Genomic DNA, 20,795 nt, shown 5'->3' on the forward strand with positions numbered 1-20,795 from the left:
GTTTTGGCATGTCCAGAACTGTACACACCCGTTTTCTTTTTTAGGTTTACGTCTTTACATCTTGTTACAATTCTCTTGTTTTTGCGTAAGTCCTAATCTTTTTATTCTCATCCATTAAATGAATACGTTAAAAAAATACAAGGAAGTGTTTAACCATATAAACTTAGCTACTAGAATAGGCTATGGCAGGAAAAGATAAAAATGAGTACACACACATCACATCCAGATATTATTAAACGCCTAAAGCGCGCCAACGGACATTTAAAAAGCATTATTGAAATGTTAGAAGAGGATCGCGATTGCCTCGAAATTGCACAGCAATTGCAAGCGGTGGAAAAAGCAATCACCAATGCAAAAAAAAAGTTTGTACATGATCACATCGATCATTGTCTTCAAATCGCGGCTAACTCAAAGTCGCATAACGCGGCAGATACTGTTCGGGAATTTAAAGAAATTACGAAATATTTGTAGAGCTTAAAAAGTAGCTTGACATTGGCAATAAGTCAGGAGCATTATTGCTGCACTTTATTTTGATAAGGCATTACCTTGGACCACTACAGTAGCGGCACTGCTTCGATAGCGCACTAAATTTACCAGACTCCTTCCATTTTATGGCCGTAGCTTGGTTAAATGACCAGATTATGCGCATCTTGCAGTTCCCCAATTAATTCGCAACTAGCGTTATTCCTAACGACTCGAAATTTTTTCGTCGTCTCGTAATTAATGCGCACTATTTTATTAGTACTCTGGCATAAAAACATAGGATTGTTTTTTCGCGCCCGAGTATCTACAGACGAATTTTGCCGTGGATATGGCAAAGAGAGCCGCTTGTACGAAACTGCAAGTGTTGATGCACGAACCGGAGATTATCTCTTGCCTGACGACCCCAGTTGTAGAACTTTAAAACGATTACTTTTTATTCAAATCGCGTTTTGGAGCAATCAGTATGATTGTGAATTGGTAAGCACGAGAGAGTGCCGCATTCACTAATCAACCACTGCTCTACGCACGCCTACCTATTAGGATCAGTATCATGAACTTCGGACTTCTCGTATCTAATCTGCCAGTTATTTATCCTCACAACGCGTTGGCTATTCCAGAGACCCCATTGCCAAGCAAATTCACGATTGTGGCGACGCAATTAACTCGGATAGCGGCATCTACTGCAGCATACTTTTGTGTCAAATAAAGTAACTTATTGCAAGTGAGGCATCTCACCTGATCCTTTGTGCATAAGCTCGGGTGATTTAATCACAAAGTCTCACCCTATATTGGAAAGGATATTCATCATGACATTCCATTTTTTTAAATTATTTTCTAAACGACTATATCCAGATCCAACAGACGCCATCCTCACTCACTCTGAACAAAAAATGTTATACGAGATCGTTACTTTTTGCAGAACAGAAAATGCGTCTGATGTGGAAGCACTGATGAAACAATATGTACCCCAAATAAAAGCTGGAGTGCAAACGTTCGAAATAGAACCCGAAGTACATGGCGTACTAACCCGTATCGTGATTCAGCTATGGTGCACAGTTCCTGAGCGCGCGATTCTGGTTAGCTTAGTCAGTCGACTTGGACTGGAAAAAAGTGTACGTAGTGTTCTATGGAAAGGTGTTCCTCCCGTCGCACTATTTAAACGATGACATCTTATCTTAGCTGATTAATCGTCGTTCTTTAATCGTCATTTTTCATTCCGTTTAAATTTTTTTTAACTAAATCGTATCCTCCAGCATAGGATATTATTTATACGATTTAAAAGTATTGACACATTAAATTTCGCAGTTTATAGTCGCGTTGTTTTCATTTTATGGAGTCCCTTCATGGGCACTTGTTCCGATTGTTGTAGTTGCCAAATTCTTGATTTGGCTCTGTCCCGGTAAGATCGGCAAGAACTCCTTTGCCATCGTCTTGCTGTAGGCAGACGGTGGTATCTCAAAGATGATATTCATTCATCTCTCTGTTTATCCCACTACTTGAATTAACTGTAAATTTTTCGCTTTATATGCCCCTATACCAATGGGCTATGTAACCGATTTATTTATATAGTTTTGCTTTGAGAATTCACAAGCAGATTTTTCTGCTTGCGTCATGCAATTGCGTCTACGGTCGCAGGTGCAGTATCGGGCAACGAGAACATCTTGTTGATGTTGGGCTCTTTGTGTTTACAGAACTTCTGTACAAATCACTTAAGCATGTCGTCGTAGCGATTTTTGCAGAGGACGATCCACCCCAAGGAGTTACCAATGCACCAAAATAAAATTAAATTTTTGATCAGTTTTTTGCTCGTTAGGCTGTTGAGTTTGCCTTTGATTGTTCAAGCACAAGAATCGATTTCCTCAGAGCCAATTGTACAAACTATTTCTGAAGAAATATGGAATGCTAAATTTCAGGCCACTTATCTTTGGCAAAGAAAGCAGTCTTTCAGCGCACTGTATAGCGGAACTAACAGTTTGGGTACTGACCCTGAGCATGCGTATTCATTGACCGCAACCGCCTTTCTCGGTTACCGCCCTTGGAAAGGTGCAGAGCTGTATCTCAATCCAGAAATGATACAAGCCGTGCCGTTTTCTGAACTACACGGTTTAGGCGGATTGACCAATAGTGAGCAGCAAAAAACTAGTGGTCCTAACCCTAAATTTTATCGAGCTCGTGCCTATCTAAAGCAAACCTTTGGATTCGGTGGTGGTAGTGACCCAGTCGAGTCTGCGCCGAACCAATTGGCTGGAATGGTAGATAAACGTCGTCTTGTGGTAACGGTAGGTAACCTTGGCGTTATCGACCTTTTCGATAACAATGCTTATTCACATGATCCACGGACACAATTTACAAACTGGTCTTTCTTAACACACGGCGCTTATGACTATGCAGCTGACGCACGTGGTTATACCTCCGGATTTACTACGGAACTTTATTATGATGACTGGGCATTGCGCGTAGGTAGATTCATGGGGCCGGCAGAGTCGAATGGTCTGCCGTTGGATACTCGCATCATGAAGCATCACGGGGATCAAATTGAGATAGAGCATAGCCATACAATCAATGATATGGCAGGTAAAGTTCGATTGATGGCATTTCGTAATAAAGAGATCATGGGCAATTACGAGGATGCAATCGTTTATGCGCAAGTCAATGGCAGCGTTCCCGATGTTTCTAGTGTCCGACGCGAAAATTTTAAAATCGGTTATGGCCTTAGTCTCGAGCAAAGTCTGAGATCTGATATCGGTGTATTCGCGCGCGCTAGTTGGGCTGATGGTAAATCCGAAACTTATTCTTTCACAGAGATAGAACGATCCATTACCGCTGGCCTATTAGTCAAAGGTGATCGTTGGGAACGGCCCAAAGATAGTGCCGGTATCGCGGTTGCGCAGAACGGATTGAGTGGAATACATCAAAAATATTTATCTTTAGGTGGCCTTGGAGCCTTTATCGGCGACGGTCAACTTAACTATCAGCCAGAGCGCATTATCGAAACCTTTTATAACGCCAACTTGTACAAAGCTACTTGGCTTGCCGCTGGCTATCAACGCATCGTAAATCCTGCATATAACGGCGATCGTGGACCAGTGAATGTTCTGATGTTACGACTACATACCGAATTCTGAGGAGGAGAATTATGTCAACTAATACGACAGCAAGAAAAATTATGACCCAAACCTCGGCCGTGCTTGACGAGGCGCATATCGGAGATATTCATGGCGCTTTCGGGTCAATTGGTGCCAATGACAATGCGCCACGTAACACCTGGTGGCGCAAATTTAAAACTTTGTTAGCCATCATAGGACCTGGCTTGATTGTGATGGTTGGCGACAATGATGCCGGGGCGTTTGGTACTTACACGCAGGCGGGACAAAACTACGGCACCACCTTATTGTGGACGCTGTTGATGCTGGTGCCAGTCCTATATATCAATCAGGAGATGGTATTACGCCTTGGTGCAGTCACCGGCGTAGGTCATGCGCGCTTAATTTTTGAACGATTCGGGAAATTCTGGGGCGCCTTTAGCGTGATTGACTTGTTCATATTAAATGCGTTGTCGATTGTGACCGAATTTATTGGCATCAGTCTTGGCTTGGACTATTTGGGCGTATCCAAAGTATGGGGTATCGCCGCTGCTGCCTTGGTCATTATGGCGACTGCTACCACCGGAAGCTTTCGTAGTTTTGAGCGCTTTGCGATGTTACTGGTGATGGGTAGTTTGTTGTTAGTACCGGTCGCATTCATGATCCATCCTCCAATTACACAAATCGCCCATGACTTTTTTATACCTGGCATGCCCTCTCATAGCAAGTTGAGTGAGGTTATGTTGCTGATCATTGCAATTGTCGGCACCACCGTCGCGCCATGGCAACTGTTTTTTCAACAGAGTTATGTAATCGATAAACGTATTACACCGCGTTTTATCAAATACGAGCGTATTGATCTGTGGCTTGGCATCTTAATAGTGATTATTGGTGCGGTAGCGATGATGGCGTTTTGTGCCCACGCTTTTGATGGTAAGCCAGAGTTTGGAAATTTTGTCGATGCGGGTACCGTAGCGACAGGAATTGAAAAATACTTTGGACGAGTTCCGGGGATCTTGTTTGCCGTGGCATTAATTGACGCCAGTGTTATCGGTGCGTCTGCAGTATCGCTATCGACTGCATATGCACTAGGCGATGTTTTATCACTCAAGCATTCTCTTCATCGTAAGGCAAGTGATGCAAAAGGATTTTATGCGGTGTATTGCGCCTTGATTGCCATTGCGGCGGCGTTGGTATTAACGCCAGGAGTCCCTTTGGGACTACTAACGAATCTAGTACAAACTTTAGCTGGTGTTCTATTGCCTAGCGCTACGGTATTTCTACTTTTACTTTGTAATGATAAAGACGTTCTCGGTCCATGGGTAAATTCGAAACTTATCAACTATTTTGCGGGTGCTGTCGTCGCGGTATTAGTGATGATGTCCATTATCCTGACCGCCTCAGTTCTATTTCCAGATATTACTGAAGCGCAAATTTTGTGGATATTAGTTGGCGGCGTTGCAGCTACTATTTTGTCGGTAGCAGGGAGCAACCTGTATGAAGCTAGAAAAGGACAAAGCAAGATCATCCAGGTGACAATAGATCGTTCACTTCGGGATACCTGGCGCATGCCGCCAGTGGCACAACTGCCAGCAGCACAAATCAGCTTGCTCAGCAAAGTCTGGATGATCGTATTGCGTGGCTATTTGGTGGCGGCAGGAGGAATGTTGATTTTTAAAATGATACTGCTCACCTTTGGGCAATCTACCTGAGTATAAAAATCAACACTTATCCTTAACGCTCCACTGTAATGTTATTGCAGTGGAGCGTTACATAATCTTCGCGTGGATTAATAGTTATATTCTACTCATCTCAGTAGCAAACGATTGCAAATTTAGTTTAGCAAATTTGTGTGTCTATATCCATTTTGCATCGTATAAACTATCGCAAGAGCACTTTATGTATAATTTTTTAATTCAGATTTGCACTGATAACTTCCCGAATTTATTATTTATTAGTATCTCCATCCTATTGGGTGCTCTACATGGTCTCCATTTTATTTTAGGGGAAAAGGAGGCAAATACATGGGTGATGAACGCGATACTAGATATTCCTAAGCAACCAATTTCAATAACACTAATTAAAATTTTTCAATCGAGTTTTATAGGCTTGACCGTGTTGTCACTCATAGGTATGGCTCAACTTCTACCCGATGTAATGACCAAGTTTTCTGTTCAACTAGGATCCGCCATTTTAATAATTGGGTTTGGTATTTGGATCATTGTATTTAACCGCCAGCGGCTCAAACTAGTATCCCAAGAATATCTTCAGGAGAACGTCTATCCTCTTGAAAAGTGTAAGATTGAGATTAGGAGAATTGACACAGGGCATGGTGTCGTACGATTCGACGTCATGGAAATGAGCCATACAGTACGCTTTCGTCTTTTCTCTGAATCAGCAGACGAACACATATGGGCAGCAGAAGAAATTAGTGTAGAGGTAAGCCGTGGAAATGAGCTTAATCAAATTTTTGGCTTCGTTCAGTGCGATGGTTTTCTTGAGTCGGTTCAAGAAATTCTTCCACCCTACAGATTTGTCGCCAAGCTATCATTATCACATTTGCATCATACTCATGTCTTCGAAGTCCCTTTTTTCAAACATAATTCATTGATAGATAGCGAAAAAAATTCTGACGCACAGAAGACCAAACACAAACAAAGTTTAGTTGAAACTAACACGGTATTAACTCAAACTAAGGCTAATGTGATCACCTACTCTCAATTTACCTCACTCGCGTTAACTCGTCCAATGCTTCCCCGAAGTTTGCTGATAGCGTTCATGCTGATGAGTTTAGAAATCAAGACGTTTTTATTTGGTACCAGTCTTGTTTTATGTATGCTCTTAAGTAGCATGCTAATGACACTTTTATCAAAAGCATTATCGGTAGTCAGAGATGCAAAAAGCGAATACAGACTTTCGATCAGATATGCGCGATTTGAAACGAAAATTTCCCATCTATGTGCTTTTTTGATGATACTTCTAGGCCTCAGCGCTAGTGTAAAAAGCTTACAAATTCGGTACGACCAACCTAATACGCGGGAACAGTTTAATACCTCTGTCTATTTAGAAAACGATGATTATTGCTTGTAGCGAAATTAATAGACCTATCGCATTATTGGTTAGAAATGAAAAATTCTGCTGAAAGTAATATCTCCCTAAAACTGTAAGAATTTCCACCGAAAAGCATAAAACTAATCAGCCAACATTTTCATTTCATCGCAATCGACCGTAGCTTGTATCGGCAGCGAATCGTCCGGTAAGAGTTATTGAAAAATCGTTTTAAAAAATATAAATTCGGGGAGATTTTGTTACAAGTAATAATTTTCTGTCCGACGCAACGTTAATTTTACGTCACCCTTAGTAGACTGAGCCTCCGCGGAAACTCAATTTCTTGGAGGAGCACTGAAACGACATTCAGCAGTTTCAGCCTTATTCTTGGCATTAGACTATCAATCCAAGCGCGCATTTCTCTGCGTCGCCGCCATAGAAATCCTACCGAAGATAGACGTACTTTCGGCGTTTTGCCCTAACCATTGCGAGCCTACTAGCCAATAGCAATCCATATGGGTTGTACGTTTAGCTTTGATACAAATAATTACTTTGTGTTACATTTATAGGCAAATTGAAGAGTTTACTTTCAGTATCAACCTGCAATATCTGATCAAAATTTCTCGTGCTATCGTCTACAACATCAACCGGTCCTCTACTACAAATACCTTTTTCTTCTATCTGGATGGATAGAATTGATGCCGCTTTGCATGAAGTCATGGAAGAGAAATATTCCGGACGACGAATGGGAGCAAGTCTCAAATGCGCTGAGTTTGCCATTTTAGGCGCTCGGGTTCTTCGGTTAATGTCGGGGTTGTCTTATCATGCAGTAGCGGGAAGTCAAATTGTTGAATTTGGCAACCAACAATTCACCTTAATCTCTCCTACCCGCTCAGAACGCCGGGGCGCAAAAAAATTAGCGGACATTCGCCAATACCATTGCTGCATAGAATGCGATCATGCAACTCCTGAAAAAAACACCAATCGACTGGAATTGATCGATTTTACCGACCGTTACACCGATAAAATTGCTAAACTTTTACGTCATCCACCGATTAATTCCCATCAGAGAAATTATTTTTGGGAGTGGGCAGATGCAGTTGATTTTCCTATCCCTGAGAGTCTTATCGCTCATCCATCCATCCGCCCCCGAAAATCAGGGTGGCGCTGGCTGGACCGACAATATCTGTACGCGATTGCTCGATAAATATGAGTCTGAAAACCACGTGTATTTTTCAATTACGACCCCACAAATTTTGCATAGATTAGCTGACCACACTGAGACATTGATCCGAGAATCGGCTGACAGCAATGGCTGTGTTTGACGGATTTTTAGGCGCGTCTTATCGTTGACAAATGAAATAGTAATTTCTCGGCGACTGGTGAACTCGTTGCACTCTTATTGAAATTACCTGCTTTTGGAAAGCTAAGCTTCGTCCGTATTCCCATTTCAAGTCGTCAATTTCAAAACGCCAAATTCTGCGCTGGCAATTATATTGCCGAATTAAAGCGACACCTCGAATGATCGCGTTGTTTTAGCTACGGCAAACACAACCGAAGCCAGCAAAAAACATGTTAACGCACCCCTTACGAGGAAATAATCTAATCCGACTTTCCGGCGTCGCCGGTCAATCTATACACATTTGATAGGCACAAAGGCTAAGCAAGGACATTTTTTTGCAATACGTAGTCAACACCGACTTATTGATTGAAGGTGACTTGCAAAGAAAATTGATATTGCCATTAAAAAAATATAGAAAGTCTGAAAAACATTTTCAGAAGAGATTGGAGTCAACCCTCAGGCGGTGCATGGTTGGATAAATACGGGAAAAATCAGCAAAGGTAATCTGCAGAAACTTGCTGTCACACTAGGAATACCAATTTCATTTTTTCTAAAAAATGGAATCGAGAAATCGAAAAATAATATGAGAGTTGAACAAATTATCAGCATGCTAGAAGGTTTGCCATCAAAAAAAGTTAAAGCAATTTGTACATTACTGGATATCGAATAACGACTACAAGCTTGGCTTGTTCATTTGTTTGACGGACATGACAATATCAGACTAACTGTCAATCGCGACAACTCTAGGGCCGTTTCTGGCAAATCAGAAATTCCTTGCTCAGGTTTCGAATTTCATTTTCTTAGCGCGTTTGTTCTAATTACAACAGAATTCACTTCTAACAGTTGTTGACGCTTCATAAATGCAATATTATCAAGAAACATCGCTTTTTCGGTGTCAATTGTACGTAGCTGCTTCATCAGATTGCATTCTCTTTTGGTCAAGAATTAGACTTTGGGGACTGCGCTCATACACCTTCAAAAAATTAATATCGGGAGATCCGTTGTGCTTAATTTTTCAAAATCAGTCTTGACCGCCGTCGCAACGGCGATGCTCTGTCTCAGCGCCACTTCGGTTCATGCCGATGTCATGCTCACATTCGACGGTAGCAATGTCACACAAAATGATTGTACCGGAGCGATGCAGCCAACCTGCGTGACGACAGCCGCAACCAGTTTCCAGGAGAGTATGGTGATCGCGTCGATGCCGCTTAGTACCACCGACACCAGTTTTGGCGCTGTAATGCAGTCCAACGCGTTCTATAATTTTGCATATATGCGGTCGGGAACCCCCTACACTCCAACCATGAGCTCGCGCGTAAACAACGCTATCACGGGCGGACAGTCCTTCACACAGCTCGACAACACTTTCGATAACTCTAGCACTAGCGGTAATTCGAGCGCATTGATTTACTCGGACGTGATATCCGATACAACCGACAATACCGGCAATCGCACGCAACAAGAATACAAGATCAGCTACAACCTGTTAGGCGGTTTTATTTCTAGCCAGTTTTACACGAGCTTAACGAGCGATACTTTGTTTTCGTTCTTCACCAACAACCTAGGGAACATTGGCGGCTCCTTTGACGAGTTGGGGACTACTTCGACGCTCGATCCAGTCGGGCTTGGCCTCAGTCTCTATGCGTTTACCGAATTCACTGGTGATGTCAAGTTGATCGATGTTCAAAGTGTGCCTGAACCAGGAATGCTCGCTCTTTGGCTGGCTGGCCTAGCCAGCATCGCTGGTGTCAGGCGAGTACGCCAGTCCGCTGAAAAGCAGACATGAAGTCGAAGTGAATTAAGCACTAAACCATGATGTTCGGACACAAGCTGCTCTTCATGCATGGCTAAGCGATATAGCGAAAGCGGTTCTGCGCGCCCGAATCAATGACTGACGTATTTATAGGAGTTTGTAAATGAAGTCTCATAAAATAATGCAACAGCTTGCACTAACCGCTCTGATGGCCGCCACCGTCAACGCCTTCGCTGGCAATAACGATGAATCCTACACGCCTAAACCATTTGGCCCGCTAGGTGGCTTAGCGCATAATGAAACTCAGTCCATGTATGATCGCGGCGACTGGTTAAAAATACGTTTTTCGGGTAGTTTGGGAAAGGATTTCTTCGGTCGTGCGTTGGTACAGATTCAAGCGCAGGCTGCGCGTCATCCAGAATTATTGGCAGGTCACGTTGCACCTGTGTTTATCCCTAAGTGGCGCTCGATCGGCCCGATCGCTGCGCAAATCGCACAAAACGGCATCGCGCAAAATATCGTCGACAGTGGTCGCGTCAACTCGATCTTGCCACATCCGACTGATTCCAACACTGTGTACGTACTGTCGTCAGGCGGTGGTTTGTGGAAGACCACGAATTTCAATTCAAATGCTCCGACCTGGCAAGCATTGACTGACGCCGGCGTGACAACCAGCGGCGGCGCGGCGGCACTCGGCAGCAATCCGAATACTATCTACATGGTTTTGGGCGATCCGTTCGACGGTATCAGCCTGCTGGGTGGTTATGTGCAGCGCAGCACCGATGGCGGAAATACGTGGAGCCTGCCGCTGAACTTACCAACTGCCACAACCTCACTCGATTTGAAAGTCGATACCAGTGGTTCAACCGATACTGTGCTTGTTGCCACCAACGGAGGTTTATACCGCTCAGTGGACGGGGGCATAAGCTATGCTCCCGCTAACGGTATCTCCACCAGCATGACAGTTAGCAGCTTGGCCAAGACATCGGCCGGCTGGCTCGCCGTTGCGTACGCTCCGGGTGCTGCATCTTCGATGTTTGTTTCAACTGATGGAGGCGCAAACTTTGTACCAACCGCGAACAACGGTAATGGCTACACAGGTGCATTCCGTGCGACTTTGGCGGTCGGTGCGCCCGGCGACAAGATAGTGTACGCGATCGCTGCTGCGTCGAATTCAGATCAACAAGATATGTTCCGTTCCGTAGACGGTGGGCAGACCTGGACTGCACTTGGCCTGAACGGGCGCGCACCCGTGAACCCGAACAGCGATCAGCCGGACTTGAACGTCATGCACGGACAGGCATGGTACAACCAGATGGTGATCGTCGATCCTAGCGATACCACCCGCAATACCGTGTACTTCGGCGGCAATTTAAGTACCGTTAAGTCGACCGACGGCGGTCAGACCTGGACCGTGCAAACCAATTGGCTTGGACAATTCGGACTAGCCTATACACACGCCGATGCACACACTGCTGCGATTTCGATGGCAAACGGCATCAAGCGTATTTTTTATGGCAACGACGGCGGTTTGTTTATCAGCGACGATGGTGGCACAACTTGGAATGATCGTAAGAATATCGGTCTGGTTGATCATTTGACGTATTCGCTGGCCACCTCGGGCACGGATGCTTCCAGTGTAATTACCGGCCTGCAGGATAATGGTACCCGTTTGCGCATCAACGGAAGCGGCGTTTTCAACCAAACTTCTGGCGGCGATGGGTTCGGCGTGGGCTGGAGTCAGGCCACAGGCAAAGCCGTCATAGGCTCCTATGTGGGTAACAGTATCTATTATTCGACGGTCGCTCCAACCGACCAGAGCATGTGGAATTACCCGACCATCAGCCAGGATGGTTGTCACAGTAATGGCATCGATATCTGCAATGCCTACTTTTACACCACGATCTACACCCCGACTGCGGCGGCCGATCCTACTGGTGGCGTGTTCTATGCACGTAGCTTCCATGAATTGTGGCGTACAGCCAATGGTGGCGCATCTTGGAACTCGATCTCTAGCACCGACCCGAATGCGCAGGGCAATTCGATACGTGCGGCTGATCATGTGATCGGCGTACATCCGACCGATGGCAACCGAATTGCGGCCGCAGCGTCTGGACGCCGCGTACGTATCACGACCGACGCCGGCGCCTCCTGGACAACTCAGCGACTGCCAACCAGTGTGACCGATGGTTTCAACAGCAATGTGGCATGGATCAATAACACTTCGATGTATGTTGCTTCGGAAAACGCCAACTTTCAATCATCAGGATGCTGGCTAGCCAAGACCACAGACCTCGGTGTAACCTGGAGCAAGGCGTGTAACGGTTTACCACAATTACCTATCTCCAAGGTGCTAGTCAGCCCGGCTGACCCAAGCGGCTTGACTGCCTATGCTGCTACCTGGATTGGCGTATACAAGACGACTAACGGGGGCTTGTCCTGGGATCAGTTTGGCGCTGGCTTGCCGGTTGTGCATGTAACTGACCTTTACATGCCTGCCCGCGGCGGTTTCTTGCGCGTGTCGACGTATGGCCGTGGTATATGGGAAATTCCAACGCCGCGCTAAACCCGTAGGCATAGGAGTAGCTTGCAATAAGAAACGGAACTCGCTCCGTAATGCCGTTCATTTAAAACTGGACGGCATTTTATTTATTGCTCGTACTTTTTTTGCTTCAAAATTTATGTAGAACATTGACTCACGTTTTGCACACAATTCTATCTATCCGGATTAAGGGGGATCGGAGTAACGACGTTGCATTACTAGGAATCCACAAACGCTAGCATCTTATCAACCAAGTTCCTTTGAGGGAAACAGCCAAGCGCAACACCATCCGACGGCCGAGCCCACCTTTTTAATTGATCTATACGACTTCTCGCGCTGGCCGGCTAAAGTAGCGGTGCAGCTTAATAGTTTCAAGAGGATCTGTCTGAATTTAGATTCGGTGGAGAACTTACGATCCCCTGGCAATGGAGGGAAGATCAAACCGAATGGGTAATATTTCAGCGCTCAAACGAATACAAACTTGAAAGAAAGTTTTTATTCGTCAAAAAAAGTCAATTCACCTACGAAGAGAAGTATTTTTTCTATGCGATTGCTATAAAGCTGGGGTAAGATTTTATTGAAAAATGGCTAGTCCTCTACTCTTGCTTCGCTAGTTGAAAAATGAATAAATATCATCTTGACAGTAAAAATATTTTTACAGAATTTTTTGTCAAGCAACAAAAATTTGACGAGATGAGTATTGATATCACTAACCGAATTACAAAGATTTTAATTCTCGTTGAAGAAGAACAGATTGCATTAAAACTAACCGAAAATATGTCGAATGTTACTGATATCAGCCACCGTAAATGGCAAGTAAGCATCCTGCAATTTGCAACAGATATCAATAAGCTTTCCGAACTAACTCAGAAGCTACATTTTCAATATTTAATGGACGCAAAGGTCTGCATCTTAAGCGGAAATAAGAAGCTGAACTATTTACGGCGGCTCATCTCTAATTACGAAACTGAACTCTCAACCGATTTAAAGGAGCGTGCGATGAAATCACTTTCCGACTATCAAACATTGCTGAATCAGATTGATCGTTTGATGACAATCACCGCCGGTAATGTTGCCAACATTATGTCGATTTCTTCCAGTATCAACGATTTGGTTGCAACTAACTAATTAGCTCCATCTCATATTGATGCGACTAGGAAGGATACTTGGTAGAGATCAAATCGACTGCTTTATCTCATTATGTTGCGCCAACAGTGTAACGTCGTCGGTAAGCGCCAGGCCGACACTTCACAATTTTGTTGAAGGCGACGCTAAAAGCACTCTCTGAGGAGTAACCAACGGTGCTTGCAACTGAAGAAATACTTGCGCCTCCCGCTTGCAGAAGCTCACAAGCAACTTGCATCCTCCAGTGCGCTAAATAATCCATCGGTGCCAAACCGACCATTTTCTTGAAAGCAGGTGCGAAGCTTGAGCGTGACATGTTCGCGATGTTCGCGAAAGCATCAATTGACCACGCTCTGCCGAAATCTGAGTGTATTGATTCGAGTACCTTCGAAAGTTTAAGGTTCGAAACGGCGACCAGCCAGTTTTCTTCGTTCTTCGCTGAGAGCAGATAAATTCGTAATGTTTGTAATAACATAATCGGTGCAAGATGATTCAAGATAAGAGAATGACCGACCTCCATATTGCGCAATTCCGCATTGAATACATCAAGACTCCAACGCAACACGGCAGCTTGTTCAGAATTTCCAAGTATATGTATCACGGGGGAAGTCTTCCGAACATCACTTGCGGAAGATGGCCTTCGAATCGAAAAATGGTAGCTACTATAATTACGTCACCACCACCTTGCCATTCAATAACACCGTTTTCCATATTACTAAAGAGTTGTTCAGGCAGAATTCGCTTCTTTAAAGAGAGATCTGTTGCAAGAGTGAAATTCCTTCCTCCGGTTAGGAGAAAACAATCACCAGTTCGCAAATACAGTTGCTCATCGTATCCATCGATCGATAACCAGCAATCCCCTTTTTGAATGATATTTAGTGTAAGTCCCTCTATTGCCGAAAAGTCGATTGCCCAATTTCCTCCTGCATTAAGTGTCACGTTGAGTAAAGCTCTGAGCTTCATTCTTGTTAAGGCTGTTAAACAGCGCAGAGAATTTTCCACTTCAATTGAAATTCAGCGTCAAGGAAATTTTCGCCGATCCAATGGCCGCAAGGGCTTCTGTGAATCTCTCTGGAAACGCCCCGCGCTGACAACTGGAAAATTAACGACGCTGTTTGACAAATTACGCCCTTCCTCAGGTCTAGTTCCAACTTCAATAGTCGGTATTCCGTTGTATCTATAAACCGCAATATGACCTTCTCGGCTTTCCATTAATGAACATGAAATCAACAGCTCATAAGTTATTTCATCACTGGCAGTGTTGCAATCATTATTGAGGCGATCCCAATAGCCACGCATCCACTCACACCATCCACCTTGAGGAATTAATTTTTCTAAATTTGGTACCGAAACTGGATTCAATAATTGAGCAGAAAAATCCTCCAATTCCTCAATCAAATTCCCTGGATTATTTGAAGGAATAATAAGATGCCTTGTTGCGCCTATTTGTAGCCAAATCTCAGAAACTGCGAATGCAAAATCAGGGCCATGAGAATCAAATCTACGTGTCAATTCAATTGATCTGAGTTTTTTGATCTCGAAGTCAATGGAAAATTGAGCAAACCTCAAAGAATATACAAACATTTCGTTATTCATTATTTAGGCTTTCTCGGCCAATTTGGAAAGCCGCCGTTGCGACCAGCTTTCCATTGTTCAGGTGTCAAATCTCTTTGATAAACAACATAACCATGCCAATATTTAATGCATTTTTCCTCATCAATGCGTTGCAGCCTAAACATGACAGTTTGGCCGCCATAGACATCATATCCAATTCGCCATCTTCCAGCCCCAACAGAATTTTGGGTTCTGTCGCAATAGGCTGTCTCTGTTAGACTGCCAAGCCGACAAAATTTGTGATTCATGTAATGCTAGACGAGCTACGCAAGGTAATCAAGCGAATGCATTATCCGCTTGAAGTAATGCTGACCTGCGTGCGCTGGTACGCAGCCTATCCGCTGAGTCTTCGCCATGTCGAAGAAATGATGGCGGAGCGTGGTGTATTCGTTGATCATTCAACGGTCAGCCGCTGGGCGATCCGACTTCTGCCGTTACTGGAAAAGATATTGAGAAAGCACAAGCACCCGGTCGGTGGAAGCTGGCGGATGGACGAGACTTATATCAAGGTCAAAGGCGCCTGGAAATATCTTTATCGTGCAGTGGACAAGGAAGGCAAGACGATTGATTTTCTCCTGACCGCCAAGCGGGACAAGGCAGCAGCCAGACGGTTTTTCGACAAAGCCATGGAGGCGAACGGCACACCTGCAAAAGTCACGATGGACAAGAGCGGCACCAACAAAGCGGCGATTGACGAGATCAACGCTTCCATGGAAATACCTATGGTGGTATGTCAGATCAAGTACCTCAATAATATCGTGGAACAAGACCATCGCGCATTGAAGCGAATAACAAAACCAATGCTCGGATTCAAATCGTTCCGATCAGCCAAAAGCATCCTGGTTGGTATCGAACTCATGCACATGATTCGCAAGGGTCAACTCATGATGGAAGGTGCAGATGATCTGTCTTTTGCCGACCAATTTTATGCTTTGGCAGGAAAAATCCGCTCTGTTTAATGATAGGCGGACTCCGTCTGCCAAGACTCCGTCTTGGGTTCGCTATTGCGACAGAACCCTTTAAATACAAAAACCGCCCTCAAAGGGCGGCTTTGTGTCTACCGGAAGGTATTTTGTGACTGAGGCAGACCACCGCGCTAAGGGCACGGTGTGGTGGATGTAGGAAATTATTTCATAGACACTTATGTCAGACAAATGCTATAGCCTCGCTAATCCGAAGCACGAACAATTAATTCCAAGTCTGGCTTCCGCCTCTTCATAATGAATAAGCCCATATTTGGGAAACAATATAACAACTCCTTTCTTCAAATAACCCCATTTTTCTTCCGGGTACTCCTCAGTATATTCGCCGGTATCAATTGAGCAAACAACAACACCTCCTGAATCGTCCCCCAACCTCACCTTATCCCTGAATTTAACTTCCGCCCCACCAAGATATTTCATGAAACTCCCCTTAATTCACAAAGGGTTGGATTGGAATTGCACCAACTGGAGGAGGAGCACCGCCCGCACCGTCAGCTGCGCCAATCGGTTGCCAAAAGCAATTACAATTAGGCGCTGGAATTTGATTTGCCTTGTAAAGATTATAGTGGTTCCCTGCGAAAGGATAATGAGGCTTTGAAGGAGGGACAAGGTCGAATCGATAACCAACAGTTCCCACAGGGGGAAATTGACACCACCAAAGACGGAGTCACCCTGACCCTGCTCAGTCAAGTCAGCTATCGTCCTTTCGGCGGGGTACAAAGCTATCTCAATAGTCAGGGGCAAGCTTACACCCGCGGCTTTGATCTCGATGGTCGCATCACCAGCTACACGCTCAATAATCAAGTACAAGCCATCAGCTATGATGCGGCTAACCGCATCATCAGTATCAACCAGGTCAATAACACCAATCGTCAAGCCACTTATGGCTACGACACTCTAGACCGGCTGACCAGTTACCTCACCCCCCAAACCAGTCAAAGCTTTACCTACGACCCGGTAGGTAACCGCAATACCCAAACGACAGGCGCTGCCACCACGACCTACAGCTATGGCAGTACCAGCAACCGGCTCACCCAAGTGGCTGGCAGCCAGACCAATGCAGTCGCCATGGATGCCAACGGCAGCACCACCAATAATGGTGTCGCGCAATTTACCTACGATACCCGAGGCCGGATGCTGACAGCGACCACGGCAGCAGGCGTGGTCCAGTATCAGATCAATGCCTTAGGTCAGCGAGTACAAAAGAGTAGTCCCACTGCCAGCACCCTGTATCACTACGACATGAGCGGTAAGCTCATCAGCGAAGCATCCGGTACCACGAGTGTGGACTATGTCTATCTGGACGATATTCCTGTGGCCGTATTGAAATAAGTCACGGCATCCATGTACGCATGCCGTAAAAAGCGCTCAATACAAGCCGAGATCACCAGACGGGAACCCGGCTTAGTAGTAACGCCATCACAACGATAACAACACCAGATCATCAAACAACCCGGTCGGCACGTGCCGACCGACTGTCAGGGGAAAAAATAGTGTTTCAACTCCGCATACCATCACCCATCACACCGGCCTTATGTCTGTCTGTCCTGCTTGGTCTGGCCGGTCTGTCAGGCATGTCCTGCGCCATCGCCGCCCCGGTCGTGAGTATCACCGCCCCGGTAGCCAACAGCAAATACGCCTCACCCTCCAACATCACGATCACCGCCAATGCCAGCAATGTCGCCGGAGCCACCATCAGCAAGGTCGACTTCTATCAAGGCACGACCTTACTGGGGAGTAAGACCGCAGCGCCGTACAGTTATACTTGGTCCAGTGCCACCACCGGCAGCTACAGCCTCACCGCCAAGGCCACCAACAGTCTCAACCAGGTTACCACCTCCAGTGCGGTCGCTATTATCGTGAATAATCCGCCCACGGTGAGTCTGACAGCACCAGCCAGTAACACCAGCATGGCAGGTAAAGCCACCGTCACTCTCAGTGCCAATGCCAGTGATGCCGATGGCAGCATTGCCAAAGTCGACTTCTATCAAGGCACCACGCTCCTCAACAGTGCCACCAGCGCCCCCTACAGTTATAGCTGGGCCAATGTCGTACCAGGGACTTATACGCTCACCGCCAAAGCCACCGACAACCTAGGGGGTGTCACCACCAGCAGCCCCGTCACACTCACCGTCACCAATCCGCTCACGAGTAGTCTGACGGCGCCGGTGAACAATACCAGCAGCACCGTGGGTAAGCCGATCACTCTCAGTGCCACTGCCAGCACCAGCAAATCCGGCACCACCCTCAGTAAGGTCGACTTCTATCAAGGCACGACCTTACTGGGCAGTAAAACGGCAGCACCGTATAGTTACAGCTGGACCAATGCCACTGCAGGTAGCTACAGCCTCACCGCCAAAGTCACCGACAGTCAAGGACTGACCCAGACCAGCAGTCCCGTCAGTCTCAGTGTCATCAACAACACGCCGCCCACCATTAGCCTGAGTGCTAACCCGGCCAATGCAGCAGCGCCGGCGACCATTATTCTCAATGCCAGCGCCAGCGACAGTGATGGCACCGTTACCAAGGTTGAATTCTTTGGTACCAACAACAGTACCAGTACGACCACCACGATTGCCACCTTAAGTCAGGCACCCTACAACACCAGTTGGACCAATGTGGCAGCAGGTAGCTACAGTATGACGGCCAAGGCGACGGACAATTTGGGGGCGAGTACGACATCAGCGACCGTGCCGGTGACGGTCACGGCGTATGTGCCTAAAGTGTATGATATCCAGAGTGACCATTTGAATACACCGCGAGTGATTACGGACAACACAGGGGCGGAGGTCTGGCGTTGGGATAGTGATCCGTTTGGGGCGACGGTGCCGAATGAGAATCCGCAAAACACGGGGGTGGCGAACAACTTCCGCTTTAACCTGCGCTTCCCAGGCCAGTATTATGATAAAGAAACTAACCTGCATTACAACTACTTCAGGGATTATGATTCTCAAATCGGTAGATACGTCGAGTCCGATCCGATTGGGCTTAAAGCTGGTTCAAATACCTATGCCTATGTAGAAGATAATCCGGTAAGTAAAGTAGATCCAAAAGGATTGGAAGCTTGCCCCGGAGGAGAATGGACTGAGGAAGCCGGCGATTTTGGAATGTCAGCACAAGTTGGCGGTTATATCTCTGTAAGTAATGTGAATGTCACGTGTAAAAGTAAGCCAGAGCTCAAATGTAAAGCCAAACAATTTTGCGTTGGTGGTGGTCCTGGATTAGGGGCTGGTGCTGGCGGCACGATTGGCGGTGGCATTAACGGCGCATCCGATAGTGGCGACTTGTCAGGTTGGAGTAACTGGCAATGGTATGTCGCTGGAGGGCCTTGGTCGGCACAGGGCAATGGAGATGGTGGATCAAGTTCAATCTCCAAGAGCTGGGGTGCTGGTGTGGCGGCAATTCGATGCATAACATATCAAGTTAAGTGTACGAAAGACTGTAAGGCAGAGTAGAAATGAAAAATTATCTTATGTACGCAATAATTATTTTGTCTGGCTTTATTGCCTGGATATTGATTTTTTGGATAATGAGAAAATCTAAAGACCAATCGAAAAATATTAAAGGTGTATTGTTAGTGGGGCCTGCACATTTCATACTTAAACGTACCGGATATAAGCTCACAACGCGCGAGATTGTCGGCTGGGGCCTGGTTCTCTTATTTATGTTGACGGCTCCGCTTATTTCTCATTGGTTGGAAAATTAACTAATTACTTCTTCTTTATTAAAATAAAAAAGCCACTCCCTCCGGTAACCCGGATGCGAGTGGCTTCTTTCTTTAGCGGCTAAAAAAGGATGTTTATTTTTTTGCTTTAGCTGCCAGCTTCGATGAGCTCAATATCTTTTTTTAGCAGAGTATTGATCAAGGCATTCAAAGAAGTCCCCTTGGCTTGTGCACGTTCAGCCAGGTAATCGAGTACATCTGATTCCAAATGCACCGGTGGGATTAACTTCAAATTAGGGCGGTAAAACTTACCACGTTCAGCGCCCGAGAAATCGTATTCTTCTTTCATGATATTTCCTTCAAAATTTAAGCTTCGTAATACTGCTGCGCTTCCCGTTTGGTGGGGCGTCTGGCAGAAATAAGTCGAACTAACACATGCTGCTCATCAATAGGTGAATAGGTATGCACCACCAAGAGCAGTGTACCGCCATTTGCCTGCCCTAAAGTGACCCAGCGGTCCTCAGATTCGCTGTGTTCATCATCAAAGCGCGTCATGTTCAGAGGATCGTTAAATACCGCCATCGCCTCTTCAAAGCGTACTGCATGTTTGCGCAGATTCGATGCCGCCTTGCTGTCATCCCAATCAAATTCATAAGTCGTCTTTTGCATCATCAGCGTGTCGCCTGGGCTAGTACCGTATCTAGCATTTGCGAGACAAAGCGCTGTTGCGCTTTTGGCAGTTTCGCAATGGCTTCAATTTGCTGCTGCCATTTCGGTGCCGGGCCGCGCTTGCCGCTGCCTGGTGTGGCTTCATTGCGGTTAAGCAAGCCGTCCACGGGTATTTTAAAGATGGTGGCCAGTGTCGGCAGCATCGATGCCGGTATGCGCAAACGAGCCCCTTCGTAATGGGCGAGTGTTTGTTGTGCAACACCCAATAATGTCGCTAATTCCTGCTGTGTTAGGTCGCGTTCCTTGCGCAATTGCGCGACACGCTTACCCAGTGCCACAAAAAATTCTTTATCACCCAAAGCCATACATTCGACCCAATCAAGCTGTTTAGGCTTCATAGCATACCCCCTGTTTTTTAAAATAGAGTTGAGATTACTCCATATTAGAGTAATTATCAATGTTGGTTATTTTTATTTTTACCCCCTTGAC

At 45.7% G+C, this 20,795-nt stretch carries 20 protein-coding genes and 1 pseudogene; 13 read left to right on the forward strand and 8 right to left on the reverse strand.

The window, feature by feature from the left end; translation table 11 throughout:
- Positions 1-201 precede the first annotated feature (201 nt).
- The 9 genes from AAKU61_RS18905 (at position 202) to AAKU61_RS18945 (ending at position 13,379) form a co-directional block, all read left to right on the forward strand.
- Positions 202-471 (forward strand): metal-sensing transcriptional repressor, encoded by a 270-nt coding sequence (locus AAKU61_RS18905; RefSeq protein ID WP_354334754.1) that lies wholly within the window; start codon positions 202-204, stop codon positions 469-471.
- An 818-nt stretch (positions 472-1,289) separates the two neighbouring features.
- A complete protein-coding gene (locus AAKU61_RS18910; RefSeq protein ID WP_354334756.1) occupies positions 1,290-1,649 on the forward strand; it encodes a hypothetical protein in 360 nt (119 codons plus the stop codon).
- 600 nt (positions 1,650-2,249) lie between these two features.
- Positions 2,250-3,608, forward strand: coding sequence for a carbohydrate porin (locus AAKU61_RS18915; RefSeq protein WP_354334758.1), 1,359 nt, complete (start codon positions 2,250-2,252; stop codon positions 3,606-3,608).
- Positions 3,609-3,619: 11 nt separating this feature from the next.
- Positions 3,620-5,278 (forward strand): NRAMP family divalent metal transporter, encoded by a 1,659-nt coding sequence (locus AAKU61_RS18920; RefSeq protein ID WP_354334760.1) that lies wholly within the window; start codon positions 3,620-3,622, stop codon positions 5,276-5,278.
- Between the two features lie 187 nt (positions 5,279-5,465).
- On the forward strand, positions 5,466-6,656 hold the full coding sequence (locus AAKU61_RS18925) for a hypothetical protein (protein WP_354334762.1): 1,191 nt from the start codon (positions 5,466-5,468) through the stop codon (positions 6,654-6,656).
- Positions 6,657-7,299: 643 nt separating this feature from the next.
- Entirely contained in the window at positions 7,300-7,821 is a 522-nt protein-coding gene (locus AAKU61_RS18930) for a hypothetical protein (protein ID WP_354334763.1), read from the forward strand.
- 1,138 nt (positions 7,822-8,959) lie between these two features.
- Positions 8,960-9,742, forward strand: coding sequence for a PEP-CTERM sorting domain-containing protein (locus tag AAKU61_RS18935; RefSeq protein ID WP_354334765.1), 783 nt, complete (start codon positions 8,960-8,962; stop codon positions 9,740-9,742).
- A 130-nt stretch (positions 9,743-9,872) separates the two neighbouring features.
- Positions 9,873-12,275 carry a WD40/YVTN/BNR-like repeat-containing protein gene (locus tag AAKU61_RS18940; RefSeq protein ID WP_354334767.1) on the forward strand — a complete coding sequence of 801 codons (2,403 nt, stop codon included), beginning with the start codon at positions 9,873-9,875 and terminating at the stop codon, positions 12,273-12,275.
- 597 nt (positions 12,276-12,872) lie between these two features.
- Positions 12,873-13,379: a hypothetical protein gene (locus AAKU61_RS18945; RefSeq protein WP_354334769.1), complete on the forward strand. Its 507-nt coding sequence runs from the start codon at positions 12,873-12,875 to the stop codon at positions 13,377-13,379.
- 70 nt (positions 13,380-13,449) lie between these two features.
- Here the strand turns inward: AAKU61_RS18945 and AAKU61_RS18950 are convergent, their stop codons facing one another.
- The 4 genes and pseudogenes from AAKU61_RS18950 to AAKU61_RS18965 form a co-directional block, all read right to left on the reverse strand.
- On the reverse strand, positions 13,450-13,896 hold the full coding sequence (locus AAKU61_RS18950; RefSeq protein ID WP_354334796.1) for a helix-turn-helix domain-containing protein: 447 nt from the start codon (positions 13,894-13,896) through the stop codon (positions 13,450-13,452).
- Positions 13,882-14,339, reverse strand: a pseudogene (locus tag AAKU61_RS18955) (cupin domain-containing protein); the annotation flags it as partial. The gene AAKU61_RS18950 and the pseudogene AAKU61_RS18955, both read right to left, overlap by 15 nt.
- Before the next feature lie 57 nt (positions 14,340-14,396).
- Positions 14,397-14,972, reverse strand: coding sequence for a hypothetical protein (locus AAKU61_RS18960; protein ID WP_354334771.1), 576 nt, complete (start codon positions 14,970-14,972; stop codon positions 14,397-14,399).
- The gene (locus AAKU61_RS18965; RefSeq protein WP_354334773.1) at positions 14,972-15,238 is read right to left on the reverse strand and encodes a hypothetical protein; all 267 of its coding nucleotides are present in this window, start codon (positions 15,236-15,238) and stop codon (positions 14,972-14,974) included. Before AAKU61_RS18965 ends, AAKU61_RS18960 begins: the two co-directional genes overlap by 1 nt.
- Before the next feature lie 3 nt (positions 15,239-15,241).
- Between AAKU61_RS18965 and AAKU61_RS18970 the strand changes: the two genes are divergently transcribed.
- Positions 15,242-15,949, forward strand: coding sequence for an IS6 family transposase (locus AAKU61_RS18970; RefSeq protein ID WP_354334774.1), 708 nt, complete (start codon positions 15,242-15,244; stop codon positions 15,947-15,949).
- 198 nt (positions 15,950-16,147) lie between these two features.
- On the opposite strand, the gene AAKU61_RS18975 is transcribed toward AAKU61_RS18970, so the two are convergent.
- Entirely contained in the window at positions 16,148-16,393 is a 246-nt protein-coding gene (locus AAKU61_RS18975) for a hypothetical protein (RefSeq protein WP_354334776.1), read from the reverse strand.
- A gap of 174 nt (positions 16,394-16,567) precedes the next feature.
- On the opposite strand from AAKU61_RS18975, the gene AAKU61_RS18980 reads away from it, so the two are divergent.
- The 3 genes from AAKU61_RS18980 (at position 16,568) to AAKU61_RS18990 (ending at position 19,679) form a co-directional block, all read left to right on the forward strand.
- A complete protein-coding gene (locus tag AAKU61_RS18980) occupies positions 16,568-17,305 on the forward strand; it encodes a hypothetical protein (protein WP_354334778.1) in 738 nt (245 codons plus the stop codon).
- A 161-nt stretch (positions 17,306-17,466) separates the two neighbouring features.
- Positions 17,467-19,428 carry an Ig-like domain-containing protein gene (locus tag AAKU61_RS18985; RefSeq protein ID WP_354334780.1) on the forward strand — a complete coding sequence of 654 codons (1,962 nt, stop codon included), beginning with the start codon at positions 17,467-17,469 and terminating at the stop codon, positions 19,426-19,428.
- A 2-nt stretch (positions 19,429-19,430) separates the two neighbouring features.
- Positions 19,431-19,679 (forward strand): hypothetical protein, encoded by a 249-nt coding sequence (locus AAKU61_RS18990; protein WP_354334782.1) that lies wholly within the window; start codon positions 19,431-19,433, stop codon positions 19,677-19,679.
- Positions 19,680-19,785: 106 nt separating this feature from the next.
- Here the strand turns inward: AAKU61_RS18990 and AAKU61_RS18995 are convergent, their stop codons facing one another.
- Genes AAKU61_RS18995 through AAKU61_RS19005 form a run of 3 tightly spaced genes read right to left on the reverse strand, consistent with a single transcriptional unit; the run spans position 19,786 to position 20,704 of the window.
- Positions 19,786-19,986 carry a hypothetical protein gene (locus tag AAKU61_RS18995; protein WP_322121831.1) on the reverse strand — a complete coding sequence of 67 codons (201 nt, stop codon included), beginning with the start codon at positions 19,984-19,986 and terminating at the stop codon, positions 19,786-19,788.
- Between the two features lie 17 nt (positions 19,987-20,003).
- Positions 20,004-20,309 (reverse strand): BrnT family toxin, encoded by a 306-nt coding sequence (locus AAKU61_RS19000; RefSeq protein ID WP_354334783.1) that lies wholly within the window; start codon positions 20,307-20,309, stop codon positions 20,004-20,006.
- Entirely contained in the window at positions 20,309-20,704 is a 396-nt protein-coding gene (locus tag AAKU61_RS19005) for a helix-turn-helix domain-containing protein (protein WP_354334785.1), read from the reverse strand. The genes AAKU61_RS19000 and AAKU61_RS19005 overlap by 1 nt, the downstream gene beginning before the upstream one ends.
- Positions 20,705-20,795: the final 91 nt, after the last annotated feature.

Source organism: Undibacterium sp. GrIS 1.2, assembly GCF_040544435.1.
Classification (GTDB): Bacteria; Pseudomonadota; Gammaproteobacteria; order Burkholderiales; family Burkholderiaceae_D; genus Undibacterium.